This window comes from Parasphingorhabdus sp. (assembly GCF_048267785.1).
Lineage (GTDB): Bacteria > Pseudomonadota > Alphaproteobacteria > Sphingomonadales > Sphingomonadaceae > Parasphingorhabdus.
This window is the reverse complement of the sequence record NZ_JBLWWU010000012.1, coordinates 50724-73406: the sequence shown is the minus strand read 5'-3', so window position 1 is coordinate 73406 and position 22683 is coordinate 50724. Positions and strand designations below refer to the sequence as shown.

Sequence of the window (22683 nt, the reverse complement as noted above, 5' to 3'; positions counted from 1 at the left end):
ACTTTGCAAAAAATGTTACTTCAACGAAATAGGTAGACTCACGGATGTCTGAATAATCTTCCATGCTCCATTGGCGACAGTGGTCATCTAGTGGGAACTACGTAGGGACGGCTATTCCCTGAACGGCTAAACTGGATGGAAATCATCAATTAGGGGAGGGGGCCGGAATGGGCCGGCAAACCACATTTGAACCGCAGCCCAACATATCAGCACGATTATGAATATAACTGCCAGATTCCCGTTCGACGCTCCTTTCCTTCCATCGGATTCTGACGGAAAACCGTTGGAAATTGAACAAATTAATATTCCACTATTGGTAAAAATGGAGTTCTGAAATGACAATGACACACAAGCCCGTGATGGTCGCCACCGATTTGTCCGCCCGCTGTGATCGCCCGATAGAACGGGCCACGAAACTCGCACAGGAGTGGGGCGTAACGCTGATCGTGCTCCATGTCCTGGATCCTTCGCTGCCAGAAAATCCGGACAGAACTCCATTGGATATAGAAACGCAAATACTGGATGAACTGCCGCCCACCAAAGGCAAGGTGGAGGTTCTCGTGCGCGAAGGCGTTGTAGCAGACACCATAAATGAAGTTGCCAATGAAAAAGGCTGTGGCGTCATTCTTACTGGTGTTGCGCATTATGACACCCTGGGCGATATATTCCTTGGTCATCCTGTCGACAAACTCATCCGGCATGCAAAAGTGCCGGTGCTTGTCGTCAAGCGCAAGCCACTAAAATCTTATAATAACATAGTTATTGCCACAGATTTTTCTGATTGCTCGATGGAGGCGCTCAACGTTGCTGGAAGCTTGTTCCCGGAAGCGGCTCTTCATCTCGTGCACGCTTACCATATTCCCTATGAGACATGGTTGAAATCCGATCAGGTCAAGATTGAGGTTAAGGTAGAAGAACATGCTCTTATGGATCAATTTCTGGCGAAGCATCTTTTTGATGACAAGATTCTCAAACGCCTCGATATTTCGATTGACGAGGGTAATCTGGGAACGGTGTTGTTAAATAAAATCAAGGAGACGAAATCTGATCTGGTAGTTTTGGGAACCCATGGGCGCAGCGGCTTTGCCCGCGCGACTATCGGCAGCAACGCCAAGACGATATTGGGATGGGTCGAGCAGGATGTATTGATGGTGCGCGGCAAGAAATAATCTGTCGGTTCATTTCCACAAAATCTTCCGATCCGCGCTTCCCAATCCCAAAATCATTGGCCAGGTCCGCCATAGACCTGTGCGGATAGTCTAATATAGGGGGATTGTGGCCGCGACCTTGAGCCCGTGACAAAGGCTGCTATCAGCGGTCATGCTAATTCTTCATTCGCTTTGGTGGTGATAGGTCTTGCCTATCGTCACCCGACATCCCTATCTGCAACCAACAGAATCATCATCGTCAGGAATAGAATATGGCTGAAACGCACCGCACCAAAATGCTCATACTGGGTTCGGGGCCTGCCGGATTATCGGCTGCTATCTATGGCGCCCGGGCGGGGCTCAAGCCAATCGTGGTGCAGGGGTTGCAACCGGGTGGCCAGTTGACGATTACCACCGACGTCGAAAATTATCCCGGATTTCGTGATGTTATCCAGGGGCCGTGGCTGATGGAGGAAATGGAGGCGCAGGCCGAAAAGGTTGGCACCCGCACTTTATTCGATACGATTGTCGATGTTGATTTCTCGCAGCGTCCGTTCCGTTTGATCGGTGACAGCGGCGACATTTATGAAGGTGATACGGTGGTGATCGCGACCGGTGCGCAGGCCAAATGGCTGGGACTTCCGGGCGAAGAAGAATTGTCAGGGAAGGGTGTTTCTGCATGCGCGACCTGCGACGGATTCTTTTATCGCGGCAAGAAAGTTGCGGTGATTGGCGGTGGTAATACTGCCGTCGAAGAAGCGCTCTACATGACCAACCACAGCGATGATGTCACACTGATCCATCGCCGCGACAGTTTGAGGGCGGAGAAGATTCTGCAGGACCGGCTGTTCGCCAATCCGAAGATTTCGGTATTGTGGAACACGAATGTCGAACGCTTTGTCGGCGGCGGTGACCCCGTTGGTCTGGTGGGATTGGATCTTGTCGATACCGAGACCGGAGACAAAAGTCATTTGCCCGTCGACGGAGCCTTCGTTGCCATCGGTCATGCGCCGGCAACAGAGATTTTCAAGGGGCATCTCGATCTGATTGATGGCGGTTATATTCAGGTTGAACCGGGCACACCGAAAACCAAGATTCCGGGCCTGTTCGCCTGTGGGGACGTCATGGACCATGTCTATCGTCAGGCAGTGACCGCTGCCGGTACGGGCTGTATGGCAGCACTCGATGCGGAACGTTTTCTGGCGGAACAGGAATTTGAACTGATCGCAGCCGAATAGTCAGGCTTGACGTAGTGCACCCAATATTTTGTCGGTGAGCCAGTCTCTGGCGGCTTGATCGGCAAAGCTGTGTGATGCGCTATCAAGCGTCTCGAGTTTGATGCCGGGGTTTCGGCGCAGAGTCGCAAAGTCCGCGCTGTTCCACGCAGCGAGAAATGCGCGTGCGGTGGTATCGCGCTTTGCCAGCAATATTCGGCTATCGCCTTCAAGATGGGCAAGGGCATCGCGCAATCGCAGGGAAAGTGCGCTATTCTCCTCTGTTTTGGAGGCCTGTTTCAGCCCCTTCAGAAGCTTTCTGAAATCAATTTTCCCCGAGAGCAGATCAACAATCGTGCGCGGATTTTTGATCCGGTCCCAATAGCGCGACCGGATTGCCGCGGAAGACGGCAGGGAATCTCCCCTATCCGACTCATCACTTGTTTCGATCACCCACGGATTGGCCAATATATGGCGATCAATCCCGGCATCTGGTCCGAACAGGGCCAGAGCGGTCGCCGCATCGCAATTGCCGAAGGCGACGATCCTGTTTACCTGGGGTTGTTGCGCTCGGAGAAATTGGGCCGCTGCCGCGATCTCTTCCGCGCTATCCAGGAATCCCCGGTTGTCACCGCCGCTCTCGCCGATCCCTCTCCGGTCGTAGCGCAGGACTGGAAAGCCCTGTTCCGCAACGCGCATGGCCAGTTGTGCCATGCCGCCATGGGCACCCGACCGAATTTCATTGCCACCACTGACGATCAACAATGCCGTCGGTTCGGTGCCGCTATCGAGAGTGGCCGCAAGCATTTCGCTTTCGCAAGCGATCCGGTGAAAACTCCGCGTCATTGTTCTAACCAACTCGCGATATCCCGGGCGATGGCAGAAGACATCGCCGGATCGTCATCAGGTTCGGCACGGAGCCACAGAGCCGAGCCGGGAATTTGCCCGTCGCCGGGTTTATTGTCTGATTCCAGCCGCACGACCCGCTGATTTATGAAATCCGGTATTTCGGCTGCGTTCAGTTCCGTAAAGAGCCTAGAACCGAGGATGTTTCCGGCCAGCTCAATCGGTCCCGATCCGGCTAGGGCGGTCAGTTCGGCAAGACTCGTAGCCTGCCCTGATTCCTTGTCGGCTGCAACTCGGGTCCGCAGCATCGTTCGCAAGATTGTCGCGCCCTTTATCGGGCTAAAAATCCAGTGATCCGCCTGTCGCAGATTGGTGACGGTTACGGCAGAACCCCGGAACGAGGCGATATGGGAAATATCATGTTGTTGCGCACAAGTCTCGACAGCCTTTTGCCAGTCGGTCAGCGTTACAAGTTCCAAGGGAACAAGGCTTTCATTCGTTCCCGGCAGGTCGGGCATAATGCTGCCGACTTCCAGCGTCTCTAGTGCTCGCATGACATCCACCAGCATCTTGCGCATGCGGTTCATCTCGTCGAACAGTGGAGGGATGAGCATTACGCGGCGAGAAGATTGGGCCGCGAGGGACAAACAAAGCTCTTTGCGATCCGCAAATTCGTAGGATACGAATGCGGGAGCGGAAGTCACTCCGTGACTTTCATCTCGGCAAATGCGACCAAATTGCCAAATGTTTCAAACAGTTCACCATCAACTTCATCATCTTCGATCATGATATCGAGACGATCTTCCAGCTCCGTGAGCAATCCCGCCACAGCCATGCTGTCCAACTCGGGAAGAGCGCCGAAAAGCTCGGTTTCTGCTGTAAATTCTGCGACTTGCTCTTCGCTCAGTCCCAAAATGTCCCGCATCACCGCACGAACGGCGGCTTCCGGCGTTAACTCAACCTCATTCTGCATTCAACAACCCCCGAATCCGGATAACGGCGTTTCCCTAGAGCGAAGCGCGCTTTCCGGCAAGGCCCGAGGCGTAATGGCGCAAGATAGGAAACCAGGACAGCGGATTGTTTGGCCAGTAGAATTCCAGCCGATAACGATCCCGGACCTCTTCCATCCATTCGCGCTTATACCCATCATTGCCGGTGCCAAAGTCAATCAGCGCAACATGGTCGACATCGATGACATGCTGGAACATTGCCACGGACAGCAATGTTCCGGGAGAGGTTTTTGTTGCGTCCTCGATATGGGCCAGCTTGTGGATCAACGCTTCGCCATTCTCGACGGTCCAGAATTGCGCGGCCACCGGTTCGCCGTCGATATAGGCAAGGCCAAGACGCATGCATCCTGCCGCTGCTTCATGTTGCGCCAGTTTTTTCAGAAAATCGGGATTACCCTCTTCGGGCTTCCAGCTGCGCTGGTAAACCGATTCATAGTCATTCCAGTCTTCTTCGGAAAATTGTGTCTCAATTCTCACGGACACCAGATTCTTCTTTGCTTTCCGGCGAACGGTGTTGCGCAGCTGGCCCGGGCGATCCGCCCAATATTGGTCGAAAGTGCGGCCTTTGACGTTGAGTATATGATTGTCATCCGCCTTGGACCGAAACCCAATCCATCCGGCCTGCCTGAACGCGCGCTCTGTCAGGCTTGCGGCCGAATCCTCGTCAGGAACCGGTGTAATTTCAATGTGATGAGAAAAAGATTTCAGCTCTTTTGCGATATTGGCAAGCAATGCCAGCTTGGTCACTTCATCATAATCACCTAGGAAAATTGGACGGAAGGTAAAATTATACCAATTGGCCAGAGCAGCGTGGCGCCCGAGACCGGTTTTCATCAGGAACATCCAGGCTTCGGCATTTCCTTCGCGACTATGGACAATCAGTGGCGACTTGTCCGGCAGACAGAGTTCGTGCAGCGCCTTTAGCCATTCGAGCCGGTCGAACAGGGACTTCTGGACCGATCTACCGAGATTTTCTCCCGCTATGGCTTGCACAGACTGAAAATTGCTATGATATTCACTGGTCATGGTTAAGGTCGTATCTGTCACAAATCTGCTCTTTTTCCCATAGGTCAACACAATTGAATTTAGATCCCGAAACCGCCGCATTTCCACTCGACCATCTGGCCATAGGCAAGAACCCGGATGCGAACGCTCTCGCGATGCGTTCGGGGACGTTTAGCTATAAGATGTTAAATCATCGTGTCGGTGTGCTGGCGGCATGGCTGCTGGACCAGGGGCTTGTGAAAGGCGACCGGGTTGCAACCTGGCTGTCCAAGAGTGAACTGGCGTGCATTATGCCGCTGGCGTCGGCGCGGGCAGGCCTGGTCTACGTGCCCGTCAATCCGGTCCTGAAACAGGCTCAGGTCGCGCATATTGTGGCTGATAGTGGTGCGAGATTGTTGATCAGCAATGCGGGTCGCCTGAAAACCCTGGAAAGGAGCAATATCGCCAAGGATTGTGTCTTGCACGAGGACAAGGCTGTTTTTGGCGCTCTGGAAACAATTGCGACGTCGATGGAACCGAGCGCGCTTACAACCGACACCGATGCTCTCGCTGCGATCCTCTATACCAGTGGTTCCACGGGGCGCCCCAAGGGGGTCATGCTCAGCCATGCCAATCTGACTTTGGGCGCGCTCAGTGTTGCTGAATATCTGAAGCTTTCTGATGATGATCGTACAATTTGTGTATTGCCGCTGAGCTTTGACTATGGCCAAAATCAGCTATTTTCTACTTGGGCGGCAGGAGGATGTGCGGTGCCGCTCGATTATCTGACGCCGCGTGACGTCATGAAGGCATGCGCGCGCGAGAAAATTACCACGCTGGCAGCCGTGCCTCCGCTTTGGGTGCAACTAGTCGAGTCGGAATGGCCCGATGACGCCGTGACTTCAATGCGGCGGCTGACCAATAGTGGCGGCGCTTTGACCCCGAGTCTGGTCAAGCAATTGCGGGGGATATTTGGGTCCGATACGGATATTTATGCGATGTATGGTCTGACCGAGGCCTTTCGATCGACCTATTTGGACCCGGCACTGATTGACGATAATCCGACCAGCATGGGGACAGCGATTCCCTTTGCCGAAATCCTCGTCGTGGACGAATCAGGAGCCGTAGCCGGACCGAACCAGACCGGCGAACTGGTGCATTGCGGGCCTTTGGTGGCACAGGGTTACTGGAATGATGCCGAGCGGACCGCAGAAAGATTCAAAAGCGCACCGGAAGCGGCAAATTATCGCGGTACAGCGGTTTTTTCAGGAGACTCGGTCAAACGGGGGGAAGACGGACTGCTCTATTTTGTCAGCCGCGACGATGCGATGATAAAAAGCTCTGGCAATCGAATCAGCCCGACCGAGATAGAAGAGATTGCCGTCGAATCGGGTCTCATTGCGGAGGCGGTTGCTTTGGGCGTTCCCGATGAACGGCTAGGTCAGGCGATCCGGTTATTCGTCAGGCCGACCGATCGGGAATCAGACGCCGCTGTCATTAGCGGACAGCTGGAAAATTATTTAAAGCATAATTTACCGAATTTTATGCACCCCAGAGATATTGTCCCGCTTTCAGAGTTTCCGAAAAATCCCAATGGAAAACTGGACCGCAACGCGTTGGTGAGCATGGATATCGAATGATCAAGACCAAGCCCACAGGGCCAATACCTCCCGGCTATGAAGCAATAGATGGTGAACTCGCCATCGGTGGCCAGAAAGCCACTCAGCTTGTTTCCGAAAACGGCTCTCCGCTTTTTGTCTATTCCAGTGGTAAGCTCGACGTGCGGATGATGCAATTGCGGACGGCAATGCCCGACGCCCTCGATCTCCATTACGCCATGAAAGCCAATCCGTTTCAGCCGCTGCTGCGACATATGGTGGATCTTGCCGATGGGATTGATATCGCTTCCGGCGGCGAACTGCGGATGGCGCTGGCAGCGGGCGCTGCTCCGGAACATATCAGCTTTGCCGGACCCGGCAAACGGGATGAGGAACTCGAGCAGGCAATCGAGACAGGCGTCACCATCAATATCGAATCGCCCAGTGAATGCGAAAGAGCGCTGAAAATCGGCGCGGTGCTAGACAAAAAGCCGCGGCTTGCGATTCGGGTAAATCCAGATTTCGATCTCAAGGGGTCGGGTATGAAAATGGGTGGTGGTGCCAAGCCATTCGGCATGGATATTGAACTGGTCGCACCCACGGTGAAACGGATATTGTCCTCTGGAGCTGACTGGCGCGGTTTTCATATTTTTGCCGGATCACAGGCGCTCAGCGCGGATGCGATTATCGAAACACAGGCACAGACACTGGAACTCGCCGGACGTCTGTCGACGATTATTGGCAAGGCTCCAAGTCACGTCAATCTTGGCGGCGGCTTCGGTATTCCCTATTTTCCGGGTGATGAACAGTTGGATATTGTCGAAGTCGGCAAGGCTTTGGCGGAGCAGTTCGGACATCTGCCGGATATTCTCTCTTCGACGCAATTTGCGATTGAACTCGGCCGCTATCTTGTCGGCGAAGCCGGTGTTTATCTGACCAGGATTATCGATCGCAAGGAAAGTCAGGGGCAGACCTTTCTGGTCACTGACGGTGGTTTGCACCACCAACTTGCGGCCAGCGGCAATTTCGGTACGGTCGTGAGACGTAACTATCCCGCCGCTATCGCCAACCGGTTTGAAGAAGAGCCCAGCGAAACGGTATCCATCGTTGGTTGCCTTTGCACTCCGCTTGACCGTCTGAGCGACAATGCCGCAATGCCAGAGGCCAGAGTCGGCGACATCGTCGCGATCTTCTGCGCCGGTGCCTACGGAGCGACTGCAAGTCCCGCAAATTTCTTGGGCCAAGGGCCTGCCAGAGAACTGTTGGTCGACTAGTTTCGATATCGTGGCTGCCGCCGAAATGCCAGATTTGTTAATCTGAAATTCAGCTATTCCTAACGCTATATTCACTATTTTCCAGCATAGCCATTTCGTGACCTTACGTGATTTGCCCGTTTTCCGCCGGAATTCGGTCGTCACAAGAGGATTTTTACGAGGTGAATAAAATGCGTTCTGCTATGAAAAACAAGCACTTGGCAAAATCGATGATTGGCGCCGGGATGGTTTCACTTGCTGTCGCCGGTTGTTCTGGCAGCTCCGGTGGTCCCCAGCTACCCCCGGCATCCTTTGTTTCCATGCAGGAAGGTCCTGGTGAAGAATATGTGATCGGTCCGCTCGACGAACTGACAATATTCGTTTGGCGCAATCCGGAATTGGGCGCAAAGGTTCAGGTCCGCCCGGATGGACGGATTACAACGCCGCTGATTACCGATATGCCCGCTGTAGGCAAGACACCTGCCATGCTGGCACAAGATCTCAAATTGCAGCTGTCGCAATATATCAACGAGCCGCTGGTGTCGGTTATCGTCAACAATTTTTCAGGCACATTCTCACAGCAAATCCGTGTTGTCGGAGCTACCGAGAAACCCGCGTCGATTCCATATCGCGCCAATATGACGTTGCTCGACGCGATGATCGCGGTTGGGGGGCTCTCCGAATTTGCATCGGGCAATCGTGCCCGGCTGATCCGGTTTGATCGCGGAACCGGCAAGCAGAAAGAATATGCATTGCGCATCGACGACTTGCTCAAAAAAGGTGCAACCCGAGCCAACGTAATGCTTCGCCCCGGTGATGTGATCATCATTCCGGAAAGTATGTTTTGATCCGTTTCCAGCCCCATTTGACAGGAATTGAACAACAGTCATGAACGGTCTTTATGATGAATTTCTAATCGCGGTACATAGCGTCTGGAACAGACGCTGGCTGGCCTTGGCTGTCGCGTGGGGGCTGTGCCTGGTAGGCTGGCTTGTCGTGGCCCTGATACCTAATAGCTATGAATCCAGAGCGCGGATTTCAGTGGAGATGCAGTCGATATTGTCCGACAAGGTCGGTGTGGATGCGCGTGAGCGCAAAAAGAATATGGAACGCGTTCAGGAAACGCTGGCTTCGACCATCAACCTTGAAAAGGTTGTGCGCGGGACCGCACTGAACAGGACTGTCTCGAGCGATCGCGAACTCGCAGGCAAGGTCGAAATGCTGCGCAAGAGCATCCAGATAAAATCGGAAAAGGATAACCTGTTCGAAATTATTGCAACCTCCTCGGCCAGCAATCTCTCCGACGCCGAAAACGCCGTTCTGGCTCGCGATATTGTTCAGAAAATGATCGATATCTTTGTCGAGGAAAATCTGTCCGGGGATCGCGATGAAACCAGCCAGACGATCAAGTTTCTCGATGCCCAATTGGCTCAGAGAGAGAAAGAGCTCCAGGAAGCCGAACAGAAGCGCGTCCAGTTCGAGACAGAAAATCTGGGCTTGCTGCCCGGAGTCGGCTCTATCAGTCAACGCATGGAAGCCGCTCGCGCTGAACTGGTTCAGATCGATTCCCAGCTTAGTCAGGCCTCGGCCTCGCTTGCCGCTTTAAACGGTCAGCTTTCCGGCACACCTTCGTCAATCGCTACGCCGGGAGTTGGCGGTGGTGGGGCCCGTGCTCAATTGGCGCAGGCGCAATCCACATTGGCTTCCGCACGCGCACGCGGCTGGACCGACAGCCATCCCGACGTTGTTGCAATGAAAAATGAAATTGCAGCGCTTCGCAAACAGGCGGCCAAGGAGCCTTCCGGCGGGGGTGGTTATCGAACACCAAATCCTGCCTATAGCTCGTTGCAAAGCATGCGTGCAGAACGGCAGGCAACAGTAGCTGCACTGCAGGCGCGGAAAAATGCACTGCAGGCAGATATGACGCAACTTGCATCCAAACAAACACTGGAGCCGGGCGTTGCTGCGGAAATGTCGCGGATCAATCGTGACCATGAAGTTCTGAAGGATCAGTATAATAAATTGCTCGCGGACCGGGAGCAGATCAAACTGCGCGGCCAGGTAGAGTCCGAAACGGACTCGGTAAAATTTCGCGTCATCGATCCACCTTCCAGCCCGCGGTCGCCGGCGGCTCCCAATCGTCCGCTGCTGCTGGCGCTGGTATTGTTCGTCGGCATTGGCGGCGGCATCGGTGCGGCTTTCGCAATGGGGCATTTGCAAACCAGCTATCCGACCGCTGCCAAATTGGAAAAATCCAGTGGGCTGCCGGTTATCGGGTCCGTTTCACAGGTGGCGACCAACGCACAGCGTGCGGTAAGCGGCAAAAAATTGCGCCTGTTTTATGGCACTAGCGGTGCGCTGTTTGGCGTTTTTGGAATGTTGATGATCGTGGAATTTATCCAGCGCGGCATGGTGGCCTGAAGGGATTACGATGAACAAATATAGTCCTCCCAAAAAACCAGGTTCGCTGCTCGAACGGGCAGGGGAAATCTATGATTATATTCCTGCCGTTCGGACGGTTGAACATCGTTCCGATGCGACAGAAGCTTTGGCTCTCGAGGCTAGCCGTCAGAACGTCTCAACCGTTCCGCGGAGGCCGATGGCAACCTATGATGGTCCGCGAGTCATCGTTGATCGTGAAAAGTTGACGGAGGCGGGCTTTATCGTTCCCGATGGACCGGTCACGGCGATCTCAGAAGAATTCCGGATCATAAAGCGTCAATTGCTACTGGCCGCGAAAGGCAGTCAGAAATGCGAGCCGGTTCCCCATGGCGAAAGGATTTTGATCTGCTCCGCCCATCCTAACGAAGGCAAGACCTTCTGCGCCCTGAACCTCGCGCTTTCGATAGCGGCGGAAAAGGATAACGAGGTCCTGCTGGTAGATGCTGATTTCGCCAAGCCAAGCATTTTGTCGAGCCTTGGACTGGAAGGTAACAAAGGTTTGATGGATGCACTGGCCGATCCGCACTTGCCGGTCGAAAACTGTATCATCCACACGGATATCCCCGGCCTTGCAATCCTGCCTGCGGGCGACCAGACCAATGCCGATACAGAATATCTGGCGTCATCACGCACCGAGCAGGTGCTAAACCGCCTGACTCAGAACAATCCCAATCGCATTGTTATCTTTGATTCACCACCGGCCTTGTCGGCATCGCCGGCATCCGTTCTTGCGACCCATGTCGGCCAGGTATTGATGGTGGTGAAAGCAGATGAAACGACCGAAACCGCTCTGCGTGACGCGCTGAGTCTGTTGGGCGGCTGCGAGCATATCCAACTCCTCCTCAACGGCACCAAATTCTCGCCAACGGGAAGGCGCTTTGGATCTTATTATGGATATGGAGAGTAGAGCCATGACCAGACGAACAACGAACAGCATTTTGAAATATGGCGTCGCGATTCTGCCCTTGCTCGGGCTTGCCGTGTCCGGTGCACAGGCGCGCGAACGCAAGGCGGACGTGGCACCCTATATCGAGATCCAGCAAATATTGGTTGCTGATTTGAAAGATGGAAGCGACGTCCTGACCTATACGTCGGTTGCAGCCGGTGTCGATGGCGCCATTCAAACGCGCAATGCCGAGGCCCAGATCAATGTGCGCTATGAACGCCGTTTCTCCTATCAGGATAATGTTGGCGATGATGACATCGTCAGCGGACTGGCCCGGGGCGGCGTGCAGATTGTTCCCAATTTGCTGTCGCTGGAAGCTGGTGGCCTTGCCACCAGAAGTCGGGTTGATTTGCGCGGCGAAGCGCCATCCAATACGGTCGGCAATATCGACAATGTGACGCAAGTCTATTCGGTCTACGCCGGTCCCAATTTGTCGACGCGGGTCGGCACGCTGGATGTGAATGCCAATTATCGGCTGGGCTATACCAAAGTCGAGAATGAAGACACCGGCATCCTGCCTCCCGGTCAGCTTCCGATCGATGTGTTTGATGATAGCATAAGCCATTCGGCCAGTGCGAGTGTCGGCCAGCAGCCGGGCGACCTGCCTTTTGGTTGGTCCGTTGGTGGCGCATGGCAACGCGAAGATGCGAGTCAGCTGGATCAACGCTATGAAGATAAATATGTTCGCGCTGACGTAACCGTACCGGTGTCGCCAACGCTCGCAGTGGTTGGCGGTATTGGTTATGAAGATATCGAAATTTCGGAGCGTGATGCTGTCCGGGATATCAACGGTGATCCGGTCGTCGACGATGACGGTCGCCTGATAACCGATGAAACATCCCCGCGCTTGCTGTCCTACGATCAGGACGGCATTATCTGGGATGCCGGTGTCTTGTGGCGGCCAAGTCGTCGTACCTCGCTGGAGGCACGGGTCGGTCAACGTTACGGCAGCGAAACCTATTTCGGCAGCTTTGGGTATCAGCCCAATCAGAATACGGCGCTGAATATATCCGTCTATGATACGGTTTCGGGTTTCGGCACTTTGCTCAATGACAATCTCGCCAGTCTGAGCACGAGTTTTTCCAGCTCTCGCAATCCGCTTAGCGGTGAACTCAATGGGTGCGCTTTCGGGCAAGGCGGCGGTCTTTGTTTCAACGATGTGCTCCAGTCGGCGGCATCATCCGCTTTCCGCGCACGCGGCGTAAACGGGCAATATACTTATAATCACCGCGGTTGGGAGGCCGGGCTCGGTGTCGGATATGTCCGGCGCCGCTTCTTCGCTTCTCAATTGGGAGCGGTTGCTGCGGTCGATGGGCTGGTGGATGAAAATTATTATGCCAACTTGTCTATTGGCCGGGAACTGGATCGCTATTCCCGCTTCGACACGAATATTTATGCCAATCTGCTCGATAGCGGTTTCGCTGGCGCTCCCAATGTCTTGGGACTCGGTGCAAATGCCGCCTATTATCGCCAGATTTTGCCAGGTTTGCAGGGCACCGCAGCGGTTGGCGTCGACAGTTATGAACAGGAAGGTTTCGATAGCGAGATTACCGCATCCGCTCTTCTGGGCCTCAGATATGATTTTTAAAAGCATCAACACATTTGTTGATCGGAGACACGCGCATGTATGAAACATTTTATGGATTAAATGGTCGGCCCTTTCAGTTGACTCCGGATCCGCGTTTTTATTTCGAGAGTCTTACTCATCGTAAGGCTTTGTCTTATCTCGGCTATGGTCTCGCACAGGGTGAAGGTTTCATCGTCATTACCGGCGACGTCGGCGCGGGCAAAACCACGTTGGTCAGCCATCTGATGGCAACGATCGACAAGGCACGTCTGACCGCCGCCAATATCGTCACGACCAAGCTGGATAGTCAGGATATCGTTCGCGTGGCGGCCAATCATTTCGATATTGACACCGACCATATGGACAAGGCGCAGCTGCTCAGCGCGTTTGAAGAATTTCTGCACGCCGACGCAAGGGCCGGTCGTCGTTGTTTGCTGATTGTAGATGAATCACAGAATCTGCCGGTGGATGCGCTCGAAGAATTGCGAATGTTGTCCAACTTCCAGCTTGGCGGACAGGCGCTGTTGCAGATATTCCTGCTCGGCCAGCCGGAATTCCGCGACATGCTGGAGAATTCCAACCAGTTGGAACAATTGCGCCAGCGGGTGATTGCGCATCACCATCTGGAGCCGATGAATGCGGAGGAAATCGAGCCCTATATCACCCATCGCCTGTCCAAAAGCGGCTGGTCGGGGCGGCCCAAAATTACCTCGAACGTATTCCGGCTATTGTTTGCCGAGACAGACGGCGTACCCCGCAAAATCAATACGTTGATGAGTCGGATTTTGTTGATGGGTGCAGTCGAACATGCCGAGTTGATCGATCATGTGATGGTTGAACGGGTACTGGCCGACCTGAATGGCGAAGAGGTGGAGATTGCCGAGCCCTCAGAATCGTTCGATGAAAACAAGAGTCCGTTGTGGGAAAAGCCAAAAAAGGCTGCCGCCGCCGGACAGGACCATATTCCTGATATGCCGGGCGAAATGGCTGAACTGGATCAGGAACGTCCACATCAGACCCTGTCCCGACCCGATCATGTGCCGGCTTCTGCGTCAGAAGATGGAATCGGTATTCCGACTGATCCGTCAGCCAAGGAAGAACCACTTTCCGCGCCAGCGACGACGTCAGTTCCCGAAGCAGTGAAGGCTGTAGAACATGAGCGCAGCACGCCGGCAATCGATGACGAGACCGTCCAGATAGTCGATATGTTTGCAAAACGGCTGTCGCTGGTGGAAAAACGCATGGATGGTCAGGAAGAAAATCTGCACCGCGTCTTGACGATGCTCGTGGAATGGGTCGAAAACGATGTCCGGAGCAAGGAAAGCTATGTCAATGCAGGACGCGCGGCCTGAATCTTTCGCCACGGCGGGAAAAGCGGATGCTTTGCTCAACGCCATGTCTGTCGATATCGAGGACTGGTTTCAGGTGGGAGCCTTCGAGACGGTCATTGACCGTGCCGACTGGGATACGCTCGAGCAACGGGTAGAACGTAACACCGAAGCGGTGCTTGCGCTATTCGACGAGGCGGGAATCAAGGCCACATTTTTCATATTGGGTTGGGTGGCGGAACGCTATCCGGCCTTGATGGAGCAGATTGCCGCGGCCGGGCACGAGATTGCCAATCACGGCTACGATCATGCGCGCGTGTTCACGCTGACCCCTGATCAATTTCGCAACGATCTGGATCGCAGCCGGAAAATTCTGGAAGATACGTCGGGCCAGAAGGTTGTCGGATATCGGGCGCCAAGCTTTTCGATCGATCAGCGGACACCCTGGGCGCATGAAATATTGGCCGAGCAGGGCTATGCCTATTCGTCCAGTGTCGCACCGATCAACCATGACCATTATGGCTGGGCCGGATCGCCACGCTTCGCTTGGAAACCTGTGGGACAATCAGATTTTATCGAATTGCCGGTGACAACCGTGAAGCTTGGCAACCGGATATTGGCTGCTGGCGGCGGCGGCTTTTTCCGGCTTTTGCCATACACCCTATATGATCGGGCTATCCGAAAAATGCACAGCGATGACGGGCGCGGGGCGATATTCTATTTTCATCCGTGGGAGATTGATCCGGATCAGCCACGGGTCAGCAACGCGCCGATAAAATCAAAGATCCGCCATTACACAAATTTGAAAAGCATGAGGGGCAAGCTGTTGCAGGCTGGACAGGATTTCAATTGGGGCAGGGTTGACGAACTGGCGGTACTGGAAGCGGGGCTGATGCAATGAACATGGCATTCAAGCCCAAATCTTTGACGGTTCGTGTTCTGGATCGTCCCGACACGAATGAACTGGCCCGTATCGAGGCTTTCGTTTCCGCTTCTCCCGAAGGAACAGCCTTCCATCGTCCTGCATGGGTTCTGTCGGTCGGCAAGGCTTGCGGCCATGAATGGCGCTATCTTCTCGCAGAAGATGATAGCGGAGCGTTGCAGGGCATATTACCGCTCAATCTGATCCATTCGGCCTTGTTTGGTCGAGCACTGGTATCTTCCGGCTTTGCAGTCGGTGGCGGAATTTTGGCCAATAATGATCAGGCGATCCAGTTATTGGCTGATGAGGTCTGGAACTTTGCCGAACGGCACAGTTTTCCCACCGTCGAATTGCGCGGTGGTCCGGTGCCGGACGACCAATGGTTGAACAAGCAGGGTGTCTATGCCGGCTTTGTCAAGCCACTGGCGGAAGACGAGGAGAGCCAGCTGCTGGCGATCCCGCGAAAGCAGCGAGCGGAAATCCGCAAGGGCATAAAGAATGATCTGACCGTGCGCATAGGGACCGGGCAACGGGATCGGACAGACCATTATGCCGTCTATGCCGAAAGCGTCCGCAATCTTGGAACACCGGTTTTCCCCCAAGCTCTGTTTGACGGAGTTCTCGACGGATTTGGTGAGGATGCTGACATATTGACAGTGCTGCACGACAACAAACCGGTAGCCAGTGTTTTGAGTCTTTATCACCAGCAGACCGTCATGCCTTATTGGGGTGGCGGGACATGGGATGCGCGCCGCTTCAGGGCCAATGACATCATGTATTATGGCTTGATGAATCATGCCCGCGAACGCGGATGTGACAAGTTTGATTTTGGCCGGTCCAAATATGGCACTGGCGCTTTTTCGTTCAAGAAAAACTGGGGTTTTGAACCGGAACCGCTGTCCTATGCGATACGCACTGCCGATGGTGAAGAGGCTCGCGATGTCAATCCGCTGAGCCCCAAATATAAGGCGAAGATCGCGCTGTGGCAGCGTCTTCCCTTGCCGGTTGCCAATCTTGTCGGACCGATGATTGCCAAGGGCCTCGGCTGATGGGCGACATCCTGTTTCTGGCGCATCGCGTCCCTTGGCCGCCAAACCGTGGCGACAAGATTCGCTCGCATCATTTTTTGCAAAAGCTGATGGATTGCGCGCCGGTACATGTCGCCTGTTTCGCAGATGACGAGAATGAAAAGCAGACCGGCTGGGCTCGCAAGGCGGAACTCGCATCGTGCAAAATCGTCGTGCGCAACAAACCCAAATGGCGGGCAGGGATCGAAGCCTTGGCTTACGGAAAACCGGTGTCGCTGGCATCTTTCGAGAGCGGTGAAATCGATACTTATGTCGCGGATGTGATTGCCACCCGCCCGGTCGATTGTATCTTCATATTCTCCGGACAAATGGCGCAGTTTATACCGGCGGATTATCGCGGCCGTGTGGTGATGGATTTTGCCGATGTCGATAGCGCGAAATTTGAAAGCTATGCGGACGAAGGGTCGGGACCGATGGCCTGGATCAACCGCCGGGAAGGGCATATGCTGCGGGCCTTCGAGAAGACGGTCGCCGAGCGTGCCGACCATAGCCTGTTTGTCAGCCAAGCCGAGGCGCTTTTGTTCCGTCAGCGTTCGGGGTTATCGGACGAGCAGGTGAAGGCCGTCGGCAACGGGATCGATCTGGAATTTTATGGTTCGCGGGATGTTGAATCAGAAGTTGCTAAACATGGCGGTCCGTTAATCCTGTTCACCGGCCAGATGGATTATCAACCGAATGTTCAGGCGGTGCAGAGTTTCAACACCGAGGTCATGCCCGACATTCTCGCACATTTCCCCGATGCACGGTTTGCGATTGTCGGGCGGGCACCTTCGGACAAGGTGACGCAACTCGACGGAAAGAACGGCACGATCGTGACGGGCGCGGTGGACGATATTCGTAGCTGGATCATGGCTGCCGATGTTGTTGTGGCGCCGCTGCGGATTGCCAGAGGGATTCAGAACAAGGTGCTCGAGGCGATGGCGATGGCCAAGCCGGTGGTCGCATCGACATGCGCTGCCGAGGGCATCGAAGCGAACGACGGCGAGCATTTCCTGATTGCCCAATCTGTCGCGGAAGAAGCGCGGCTGGTGTGCGAATTGTTGGGCGACCCCGAACGGGCCAGAGAGCTCGGCGAGCAAGCCGGAATATTGATCCATTCGCATTATTCATGGGAAACTCAGCTCGCTGATTTGCCCGGTTTGTGCGGTTTCCAGAATCCGGCGATTGCGGAGGCGGTAGCATGACGAGCGCCACTGCTGACCAGATGGAAGCTACGCCGAAACCTTCGACATCCGCTTCTGCATGGACAAAGCATCTGAAATTGCTGGCGATTGCCACATTGGCGATTCTTGCGATTTTCTGGCGAGACGGCGTGGATATGGTGCGGATATGGTGGACGATCTCTACCTATAACCACTGCTTGTTGATCGTGCCGATCCTCTATTATCTGGTACAACAGCGGCAGCAGGAACTGGCGAAAATTACGCCGGAAATCTGGTTGCCGGGACTTTTGTTGACGGGGATTGCCTCGCTGGGCTGGTTGCTTGGAGAAGCCGCCGGCGTCGCCTTCGCGCGGCAACTCGGTCTGTTGATGATGCTGCAGGGCGCGGTTGTGACGCTGCTTGGTCCGACGGTTGCGCGGGGGTTGGTCTTCCCGCTGTGCTTCAGCTTTTTCCTGGTACCGTTCGGAGAGGAATTTGTACCATTTCTGCAAATGGTGACCGCCAAATTGTCGATGGTCTTTCTGGGCTGGGCGAATATCCCGGCCTTCATCGACGGTGTCTTCATTTCGACGCCCACCGGCTATTTTGAAGTGGCCGAAGCCTGCTCCGGAATCAAGTTTCTGATCGCGATGCTCGCTTATGGCGCGCTGGTCAGCAATGTCTGCTTTCTGAGCTGGAAGCGCCGGATCTTGTTCATGACCGCTGCGGTAATCGTCCCGGTGATCGCCAACGGCATCCGTGCTTTCGGTACGATGTATATTGCGCACCATACGACGCTCGATTTCGCTGCCGGCTTCGATCATATTTTTTACGGCTGGTTCTTTTTTGCCTTTGTTCTGATCCTGGTGATGGCCATTGGCTGGCCGTTTTTTGATCGCAGGATCGACGATCCGATGATCGATGGCGATGCGTTGAGCAAAAGCCGGCCTCCACGGGCATCCGGGCAAAACCCGGTGAAGGCAATCGGCGCAATGGCCGCTCTGGTTCTCATCCCTGTGCTTTGGACGTCGGTACTCGCGGCGGAGGAATCGCCGGTCCCCGATAAAATTGCTCTGCCCGAAGTCACCGGTTGGGAGATCGTTGACTATCAACCGCTTTACCCATGGCGACCGCGCTTTGACGGATCCAGCCATCAGCTGCTCGGTCGCTACCGCAACCGTTCGACCGGCATGGAAGTGGATCTGTCGATCGCGGTCTACGACCGTCAGGAAGAAGGGCGAGAGATTGTCGGCTATGGGCAGGGCGCTCTGGTCCCGAATACGCGCTGGTCGTGGAATCGTGATCTCGATGCGCCAGCGGGTGCTACTGCTGTCGAATTGATCGCGCCCGGACCCGTGGTGCGCGATGTGGTTTCCTTTTACCGGATCGGCGGCAAGTTGACGGGTAGCGCTTCGGCGGTGAAGCTGGAAACGCTGAAGAGCAATATTCTCGGCGGCTCCCGACAGGCGGTGGCGATACTCGTTTCGTCGGAAACAAACCGCGAAGCGTCACCGCGCATCCCGATCGATGCTTTTCTTGCTGATCTGGGGCCGGTCGATAAAGTGGCTGACGAGATGGCGGGGCTGCGCTAGGGCGCACAATATGTGCGGAATTGCAGGAATTTTTCATCTAGAAACGGCCAAGCCGGTCGATCCTGATCGTCTGCGCAAGATGACCGACAGTCTCGGCCATCGCGGCCCGGATGGTTCGGGCATCTGGACAGCGCCTGGTGTCGGGCTTGGCCATCGCCGGCTTTCGATCATCGATCTGGAAGGCGGCGCGCAGCCAATGCTGACGCCCGACGAGGCGCAGGTGCTGAGTTTCAACGGCGAGATCTATAATTTCCGTGAAGTGCGCGCCGAACTTGAACGGCTTGGCCATCAGTTCCAGACCAGCAGCGACAGCGAAGTCATTCTTTTTGCCTGGCGGCAATGGGGCGTAGAATGTCTCAAACGGCTGAACGGCATGTTCGCCTTCGCAATCTATGACCAGCGCACCCGGCAATTGTTTCTCGCTCGCGACCGGTTGGGTGTGAAACCGCTTTTTTACGCGCGGGTGTCAGACGGCAGCATATTATTCGGGTCGGAACTGAAAGCCTTGCTCGCCAATCCGCTGCTGCGCCGGGAACCAGATATCACGGCGGTCGATGACTATCTCGCCTTTGGCTATGTACCGGATCAGACGTCGCTGCTGAAGGGCGTAAAGAAGCTCGCGGCCGGTCACTATCTGTTGCTCGAGCAGGGCAAGCCAGAACCTGCATCGGTCCAATATTGGGATATGGATTTCAGCCAGCGGAGCAAGGGGTCGGCCAAGGTTCTGGAAGAAGAACTGGTCGAGCTGCTGAAACAGGCGGTGGGCTCGCGGATGATCTCTGACGTGCCGCTCGGCGCTTTTCTCTCTGGCGGGGTCGACAGCAGCGCTGTGGTTGCCCTGATGGCCGAGAATAGCCGGCAGGCCGTCAAGACCTGCTCGATCGGCTTTGACCAGCAGTCGCTCGACGAGACCGCTTATGCCCGGCAGATTGCGGAACGGTTCCAGACCGACCATCGTGAACATATTGTCGCCGCTGACGATTTCGGTCTGATCGATACGCTGGCCGATCATTTTGACGAACCCTTTGCCGATGCCTCCGCCTTGCCGACTTACCGGGTGGCCGAACTGGCCCGCAAGACCGTGACCGTAGCACTGTCGGGAGACGGTGCGGACGAGGCGATGGCGGGCTATCGCCGTCATGTCTTCCACCACGGTGAAGAGCGGGTGAGGGGGCTGTTGCCGCAATCTTTGCGCGGACCTGCATTCGGCTGGCTGGGTTCCGTCTACCCCAAGGCCGACTGGGCCCCGCGTCCGTTTCGGGCCAAATCCACTTTGCTGTCACTCGCGAGGACCGGGCCTGAAGGCTATGCCGAAGCGGTCGGCGTGACAACGCCCCGGGGCCGCCGGGCAATCTATTCCGAAGCGATGCGGCGCGATCTGGGCGATTATCACGCCGAACAGCGGATGATCGACCTGATGGAAAATGCGCCGGCGCAAAATGGTCTCGACCAGGCGCAATATGCCGATATGAAAATGTGGCTGCCCGGCGATATATTGACCAAGGTCGACCGGACCAGCATGGCAGTGGGACTGGAAGCGCGCGAGCCTTTGCTTGATTACAAGCTGATGGAATTCGCCGCGAAACTGCCGACCAATTTGCGGGTGCACAGGGGGCAGGGCAAATATCTCCTGAAAAAGTCGATGGAGCAATATCTGCCGAATGATATTCTCTACCGGCCGAAAATGGGTTTTGTCACGCCGATCGCGCAATGGTTCCGCGGACCGCTGGCCGATCAGGCGAGGGATATCACAAGCGGCGGAGCCCTGGCGCGCACCGGCTGGTTTGACAGTAAATCTCTGCGCAAGGTGGCGGACGATCATATCGCCGGACGGTCCGATAACAGTCGCTTATTGTGGCAACTGCTTATGCTCGACAAGAGCCTGCAGCGCCTATTCGGCCTCTGACTCAGCCGGGTAGAGAGCCTCGACAAAATAGAGACCATCCGGCGGGGCGTTGAAGCCGAGCGCGTTGCGATCCTTTGCTACGAGCGCGTTTTTCAAGTCCGCTTTGCTCCATGTACCGGTGCCGACCAGTTTGAGGCAGCCGACAATCGAGCGAACCTGATGATGGAGGAAGGAACGGGCAGAGACCTCGACTTCGATCTCATCGCCAAAGCGGCTGACCGAAATGCTGTCGAGCGTCTTGACCGGGCTTTGCGCCTGACAATGGGCCGAACGGAAAGTGGTGAAATCATGCTGTCCGATCAAGACCTGCGCCGCATTATGCATAGCTTCGGCGTCGAGAACCGGGGCGACCTGCCAACTCAGCCCGCGATCAAAGGTTAACGGCGCGCGCCTATTGGTGATCTTGTAGAGGTAGCGCCGGCCCTCGCAGGCGAAGCGCGCGTGCCATTCCTCGTCGACAATATCGCAGGCGAGCACCGCAACCGGATGGGGCCGTAGTCCGGCATTGATGCCTTCGCGCAAGCGGAAAGGCGTCAGTTTGGTATCAAGATCGAAATGGGCGCGCATCGCCAGCGCGTGGACGCCGGCATCGGTTCTGCCCGCCGCAAAAACACGAACGTCCTGGCCGGTGATCTTGTGGACAGCCTGTTCCACCGCTTGCTGAACACTGGGTCCGTGATCCTGATGCTGCCAGCCCATGAACGGACGGCCATCATATTCCAGGGTGAGGGCAAAGCGGGTCATTGCAATATCGTCCCTGCCGGGATTTTTGTACCGTTGAGGAAGGATTTAAGATCCATGGCTGGCTTGCCGGCTTTTTGAATGACTTCTGGTTGGATGGAGCCGGTTCCACAGCCGATCAGAAGTTGATCGTCCAATATTGTGCCAGCCGGTCCTGCCGTTTCGCAGACCTGTGCTTCGAGAATACGATACCGGTTGCCCTGATATTCGAAGAACGCACCCGGTTGAGGATTATAGGCGCGTATCTGGCGTTCGACCTGTTCGGCAGGCTGGCTGAAATCAAGCCGCGCGTCCTGTTTCTCGATCTTCTTCGCATAAGTGGCAAGCGCGTCATCTTGCATTTCCGGCGGATGTTCCGTTGGTGATGCGAGATATTGCACCATGAGCGCGGCACCGGTCCGAGCCAGTTCGTCAGTCAGTTCGCCAGCGGTTTTGCCGTCGATCGCTGTTGCTGCCTTGAGCAGCATCGGTCCGGTGTCGAGCCCCGCCTCCATCTGCATGATGGTGATGCCGGTCTCTGCATCTCCCGCTAGAATGGCGCGTTGCACCGGTGCCGCGCCGCGCCAGCGGGGGAGCAGCGAGCCATGAATATTGAGGCATCCCGTCTTCGGTGCGTCGAGAATCGCCTGTGGCAGGATCAGGCCGTAAGCGGCGACGATCGCTACATCGAGATCGAGTGCGGCAAAGGCGGCCTGTTCCGCTTCGTCTTTGAACGAGACCGGAGTCCTTACCGGCAGCCCCATATTCTCCGCCAGTTTCTGGACAGGCGAGGGGCTAAGCTGCTTCCCGCGACCAGCACGGCGCGGTGGCTGCGAGTAGACCGCAACAATTTCATGTCCGGCATCGTGCAGGGCTTGCAGCGCAGGAACGGCAAAATCCGGGGTTCCCATAAAGGCTAGACGCATAAAATCTCGCTTGTGTGTGGCCAAACTATAGCTAAGTTCTTGGCAGGTGAC

The 22683-nt window shown here is 55.4% G+C and carries 20 protein-coding genes; 14 read left to right on the top strand and 6 right to left on the bottom strand.

Going from position 1 to position 22683, the window contains the following annotated elements; genetic code table 11:
• Window positions 1-359: 359 nt before the first annotated feature.
• Together ACN0VD_RS11240 and trxB are read left to right on the top strand one after the other, a co-directional pair.
• Window positions 360-1169, top strand: a complete 810-nt coding sequence (locus ACN0VD_RS11240; RefSeq protein ID WP_417594250.1) for a universal stress protein — start codon at window positions 360-362, stop codon at window positions 1167-1169.
• Between the two features lie 251 nt (window positions 1170-1420).
• Window positions 1421-2386: a thioredoxin-disulfide reductase gene (gene trxB, locus ACN0VD_RS11235; RefSeq protein WP_417594248.1), complete on the top strand. Its 966-nt coding sequence runs from the start codon at window positions 1421-1423 to the stop codon at window positions 2384-2386.
• Here trxB and ACN0VD_RS11230 read toward each other — a convergent pair whose 3' ends face one another.
• From ACN0VD_RS11230 to ACN0VD_RS11215, 4 genes are read right to left on the bottom strand one after another with little or no spacing between them, the layout of a single operon-like run.
• A complete protein-coding gene (locus tag ACN0VD_RS11230) occupies window positions 2387-3208 on the bottom strand; it encodes a hydrolase 1, exosortase A system-associated (protein WP_417594246.1) in 822 nt (273 codons plus the stop codon).
• The gene (locus ACN0VD_RS11225) at window positions 3205-3855 is read right to left on the bottom strand and encodes a hypothetical protein (RefSeq protein ID WP_417594244.1); all 651 of its coding nucleotides are present in this window, start codon (window positions 3853-3855) and stop codon (window positions 3205-3207) included. Before ACN0VD_RS11225 ends, ACN0VD_RS11230 begins: the two co-directional genes overlap by 4 nt.
• 53 nt (window positions 3856-3908) lie before the next feature.
• Window positions 3909-4181 (bottom strand): acyl carrier protein, encoded by a 273-nt coding sequence (locus ACN0VD_RS11220; protein ID WP_339690311.1) that lies wholly within the window; start codon window positions 4179-4181, stop codon window positions 3909-3911.
• 34 nt (window positions 4182-4215) lie between these two features.
• Complete coding sequence (locus ACN0VD_RS11215) at window positions 4216-5265, bottom strand: GNAT family N-acetyltransferase (RefSeq protein ID WP_417594241.1); 1050 nt, start codon at window positions 5263-5265, stop codon at window positions 4216-4218.
• A gap of 32 nt (window positions 5266-5297) precedes the next feature.
• Between ACN0VD_RS11215 and ACN0VD_RS11210 the strand changes: the two genes are divergently transcribed.
• The 12 genes from ACN0VD_RS11210 (at window position 5298) to ACN0VD_RS11155 (ending at window position 20986) form a co-directional block, all read left to right on the top strand.
• Window positions 5298-6842 carry an acyl-CoA ligase (AMP-forming), exosortase A system-associated gene (locus tag ACN0VD_RS11210; protein WP_417594239.1) on the top strand — a complete coding sequence of 515 codons (1545 nt, stop codon included), beginning with the start codon at window positions 5298-5300 and terminating at the stop codon, window positions 6840-6842.
• Window positions 6839-8074 (top strand): pyridoxal-dependent decarboxylase, exosortase A system-associated, encoded by a 1236-nt coding sequence (locus ACN0VD_RS11205; protein WP_417594237.1) that lies wholly within the window; start codon window positions 6839-6841, stop codon window positions 8072-8074. The genes ACN0VD_RS11210 and ACN0VD_RS11205 overlap by 4 nt, the downstream gene beginning before the upstream one ends.
• A 224-nt stretch (window positions 8075-8298) precedes the next feature.
• Window positions 8299-8901 (top strand): XrtA/PEP-CTERM system exopolysaccharide export protein, encoded by a 603-nt coding sequence (locus ACN0VD_RS11200; protein ID WP_417594313.1) that lies wholly within the window; start codon window positions 8299-8301, stop codon window positions 8899-8901.
• Window positions 8902-8941: 40 nt separating this feature from the next.
• Window positions 8942-10474, top strand: coding sequence for an XrtA system polysaccharide chain length determinant (locus ACN0VD_RS11195; RefSeq protein ID WP_417594235.1), 1533 nt, complete (start codon window positions 8942-8944; stop codon window positions 10472-10474).
• 10 nt (window positions 10475-10484) lie between these two features.
• Window positions 10485-11402, top strand: a complete 918-nt coding sequence (locus ACN0VD_RS11190) for an AAA family ATPase (RefSeq protein WP_417594233.1) — start codon at window positions 10485-10487, stop codon at window positions 11400-11402.
• A gap of 4 nt (window positions 11403-11406) precedes the next feature.
• Window positions 11407-13029: a hypothetical protein gene (locus ACN0VD_RS11185; protein WP_417594231.1), complete on the top strand. Its 1623-nt coding sequence runs from the start codon at window positions 11407-11409 to the stop codon at window positions 13027-13029.
• Between the two features lie 35 nt (window positions 13030-13064).
• Window positions 13065-14360, top strand: coding sequence for an XrtA/PEP-CTERM system-associated ATPase (locus tag ACN0VD_RS11180; RefSeq protein ID WP_417594229.1), 1296 nt, complete (start codon window positions 13065-13067; stop codon window positions 14358-14360).
• Window positions 14341-15237: an XrtA system polysaccharide deacetylase gene (locus ACN0VD_RS11175; protein WP_417594311.1), complete on the top strand. Its 897-nt coding sequence runs from the start codon at window positions 14341-14343 to the stop codon at window positions 15235-15237. Before ACN0VD_RS11180 ends, ACN0VD_RS11175 begins: the two co-directional genes overlap by 20 nt.
• A complete protein-coding gene (locus tag ACN0VD_RS11170; protein ID WP_417594227.1) occupies window positions 15234-16307 on the top strand; it encodes a FemAB family XrtA/PEP-CTERM system-associated protein in 1074 nt (357 codons plus the stop codon). Before ACN0VD_RS11175 ends, ACN0VD_RS11170 begins: the two co-directional genes overlap by 4 nt.
• The gene (locus ACN0VD_RS11165) at window positions 16307-17530 is read left to right on the top strand and encodes a TIGR03087 family PEP-CTERM/XrtA system glycosyltransferase (RefSeq protein ID WP_417594225.1); all 1224 of its coding nucleotides are present in this window, start codon (window positions 16307-16309) and stop codon (window positions 17528-17530) included. Before ACN0VD_RS11170 ends, ACN0VD_RS11165 begins: the two co-directional genes overlap by 1 nt.
• Window positions 17527-19080 (top strand): exosortase A, encoded by a 1554-nt coding sequence (xrtA, locus tag ACN0VD_RS11160; RefSeq protein WP_417594223.1) that lies wholly within the window; start codon window positions 17527-17529, stop codon window positions 19078-19080. Before ACN0VD_RS11165 ends, xrtA begins: the two co-directional genes overlap by 4 nt.
• A gap of 10 nt (window positions 19081-19090) precedes the next feature.
• Window positions 19091-20986: an XrtA/PEP-CTERM system amidotransferase gene (locus tag ACN0VD_RS11155; RefSeq protein WP_417594221.1), complete on the top strand. Its 1896-nt coding sequence runs from the start codon at window positions 19091-19093 to the stop codon at window positions 20984-20986.
• On the opposite strand, the gene truA is transcribed toward ACN0VD_RS11155, so the two are convergent.
• Together truA and fmt are read right to left on the bottom strand one after the other, a co-directional pair.
• On the bottom strand, window positions 20972-21730 hold the full coding sequence (truA, locus tag ACN0VD_RS11150) for a tRNA pseudouridine(38-40) synthase TruA (RefSeq protein ID WP_417594219.1): 759 nt from the start codon (window positions 21728-21730) through the stop codon (window positions 20972-20974). The two genes, ACN0VD_RS11155 and truA, sit on opposite strands and share 15 nt — an antisense overlap.
• Window positions 21727-22632 carry a methionyl-tRNA formyltransferase gene (gene fmt, locus ACN0VD_RS11145; protein ID WP_417594217.1) on the bottom strand — a complete coding sequence of 302 codons (906 nt, stop codon included), beginning with the start codon at window positions 22630-22632 and terminating at the stop codon, window positions 21727-21729. The genes truA and fmt overlap by 4 nt, the downstream gene beginning before the upstream one ends.
• Window positions 22633-22683: the final 51 nt, after the last annotated feature.

Coding starts and splice junctions, on each gene's coding strand:
- truA (WP_417594219.1), bottom strand. CDS start 21,730: ATGACCCGCTTTGCCCTCACCCTGGAATATGATGGCCGTCCGTTCATG.
- trxB (WP_417594248.1), top strand. CDS start 1,421: ATGGCTGAAACGCACCGCACCAAAATGCTCATACTGGGTTCGGGGCCT.
- ACN0VD_RS11180 (WP_417594229.1), top strand. CDS start 13,065: ATGTATGAAACATTTTATGGATTAAATGGTCGGCCCTTTCAGTTGACT.
- xrtA (WP_417594223.1), top strand. CDS start 17,527: ATGACGAGCGCCACTGCTGACCAGATGGAAGCTACGCCGAAACCTTCG.
- ACN0VD_RS11185 (WP_417594231.1), top strand. CDS start 11,407: ATGACCAGACGAACAACGAACAGCATTTTGAAATATGGCGTCGCGATT.
- ACN0VD_RS11195 (WP_417594235.1), top strand. CDS start 8,942: ATGAACGGTCTTTATGATGAATTTCTAATCGCGGTACATAGCGTCTGG.
- ACN0VD_RS11175 (WP_417594311.1), top strand. CDS start 14,341: ATGCAGGACGCGCGGCCTGAATCTTTCGCCACGGCGGGAAAAGCGGAT.
- ACN0VD_RS11240 (WP_417594250.1), top strand. CDS start 360: ATGGTCGCCACCGATTTGTCCGCCCGCTGTGATCGCCCGATAGAACGG.
- fmt (WP_417594217.1), bottom strand. CDS start 22,632: ATGCGTCTAGCCTTTATGGGAACCCCGGATTTTGCCGTTCCTGCGCTG.
- ACN0VD_RS11155 (WP_417594221.1), top strand. CDS start 19,091: ATGTGCGGAATTGCAGGAATTTTTCATCTAGAAACGGCCAAGCCGGTC.
- ACN0VD_RS11165 (WP_417594225.1), top strand. CDS start 16,307: ATGGGCGACATCCTGTTTCTGGCGCATCGCGTCCCTTGGCCGCCAAAC.
- ACN0VD_RS11200 (WP_417594313.1), top strand. CDS start 8,299: ATGGTTTCACTTGCTGTCGCCGGTTGTTCTGGCAGCTCCGGTGGTCCC.
- ACN0VD_RS11205 (WP_417594237.1), top strand. CDS start 6,839: ATGATCAAGACCAAGCCCACAGGGCCAATACCTCCCGGCTATGAAGCA.
- ACN0VD_RS11220 (WP_339690311.1), bottom strand. CDS start 4,181: ATGCAGAATGAGGTTGAGTTAACGCCGGAAGCCGCCGTTCGTGCGGTG.
- ACN0VD_RS11230 (WP_417594246.1), bottom strand. CDS start 3,208: ATGACGCGGAGTTTTCACCGGATCGCTTGCGAAAGCGAAATGCTTGCG.
- ACN0VD_RS11190 (WP_417594233.1), top strand. CDS start 10,485: ATGAACAAATATAGTCCTCCCAAAAAACCAGGTTCGCTGCTCGAACGG.
- ACN0VD_RS11170 (WP_417594227.1), top strand. CDS start 15,234: ATGAACATGGCATTCAAGCCCAAATCTTTGACGGTTCGTGTTCTGGAT.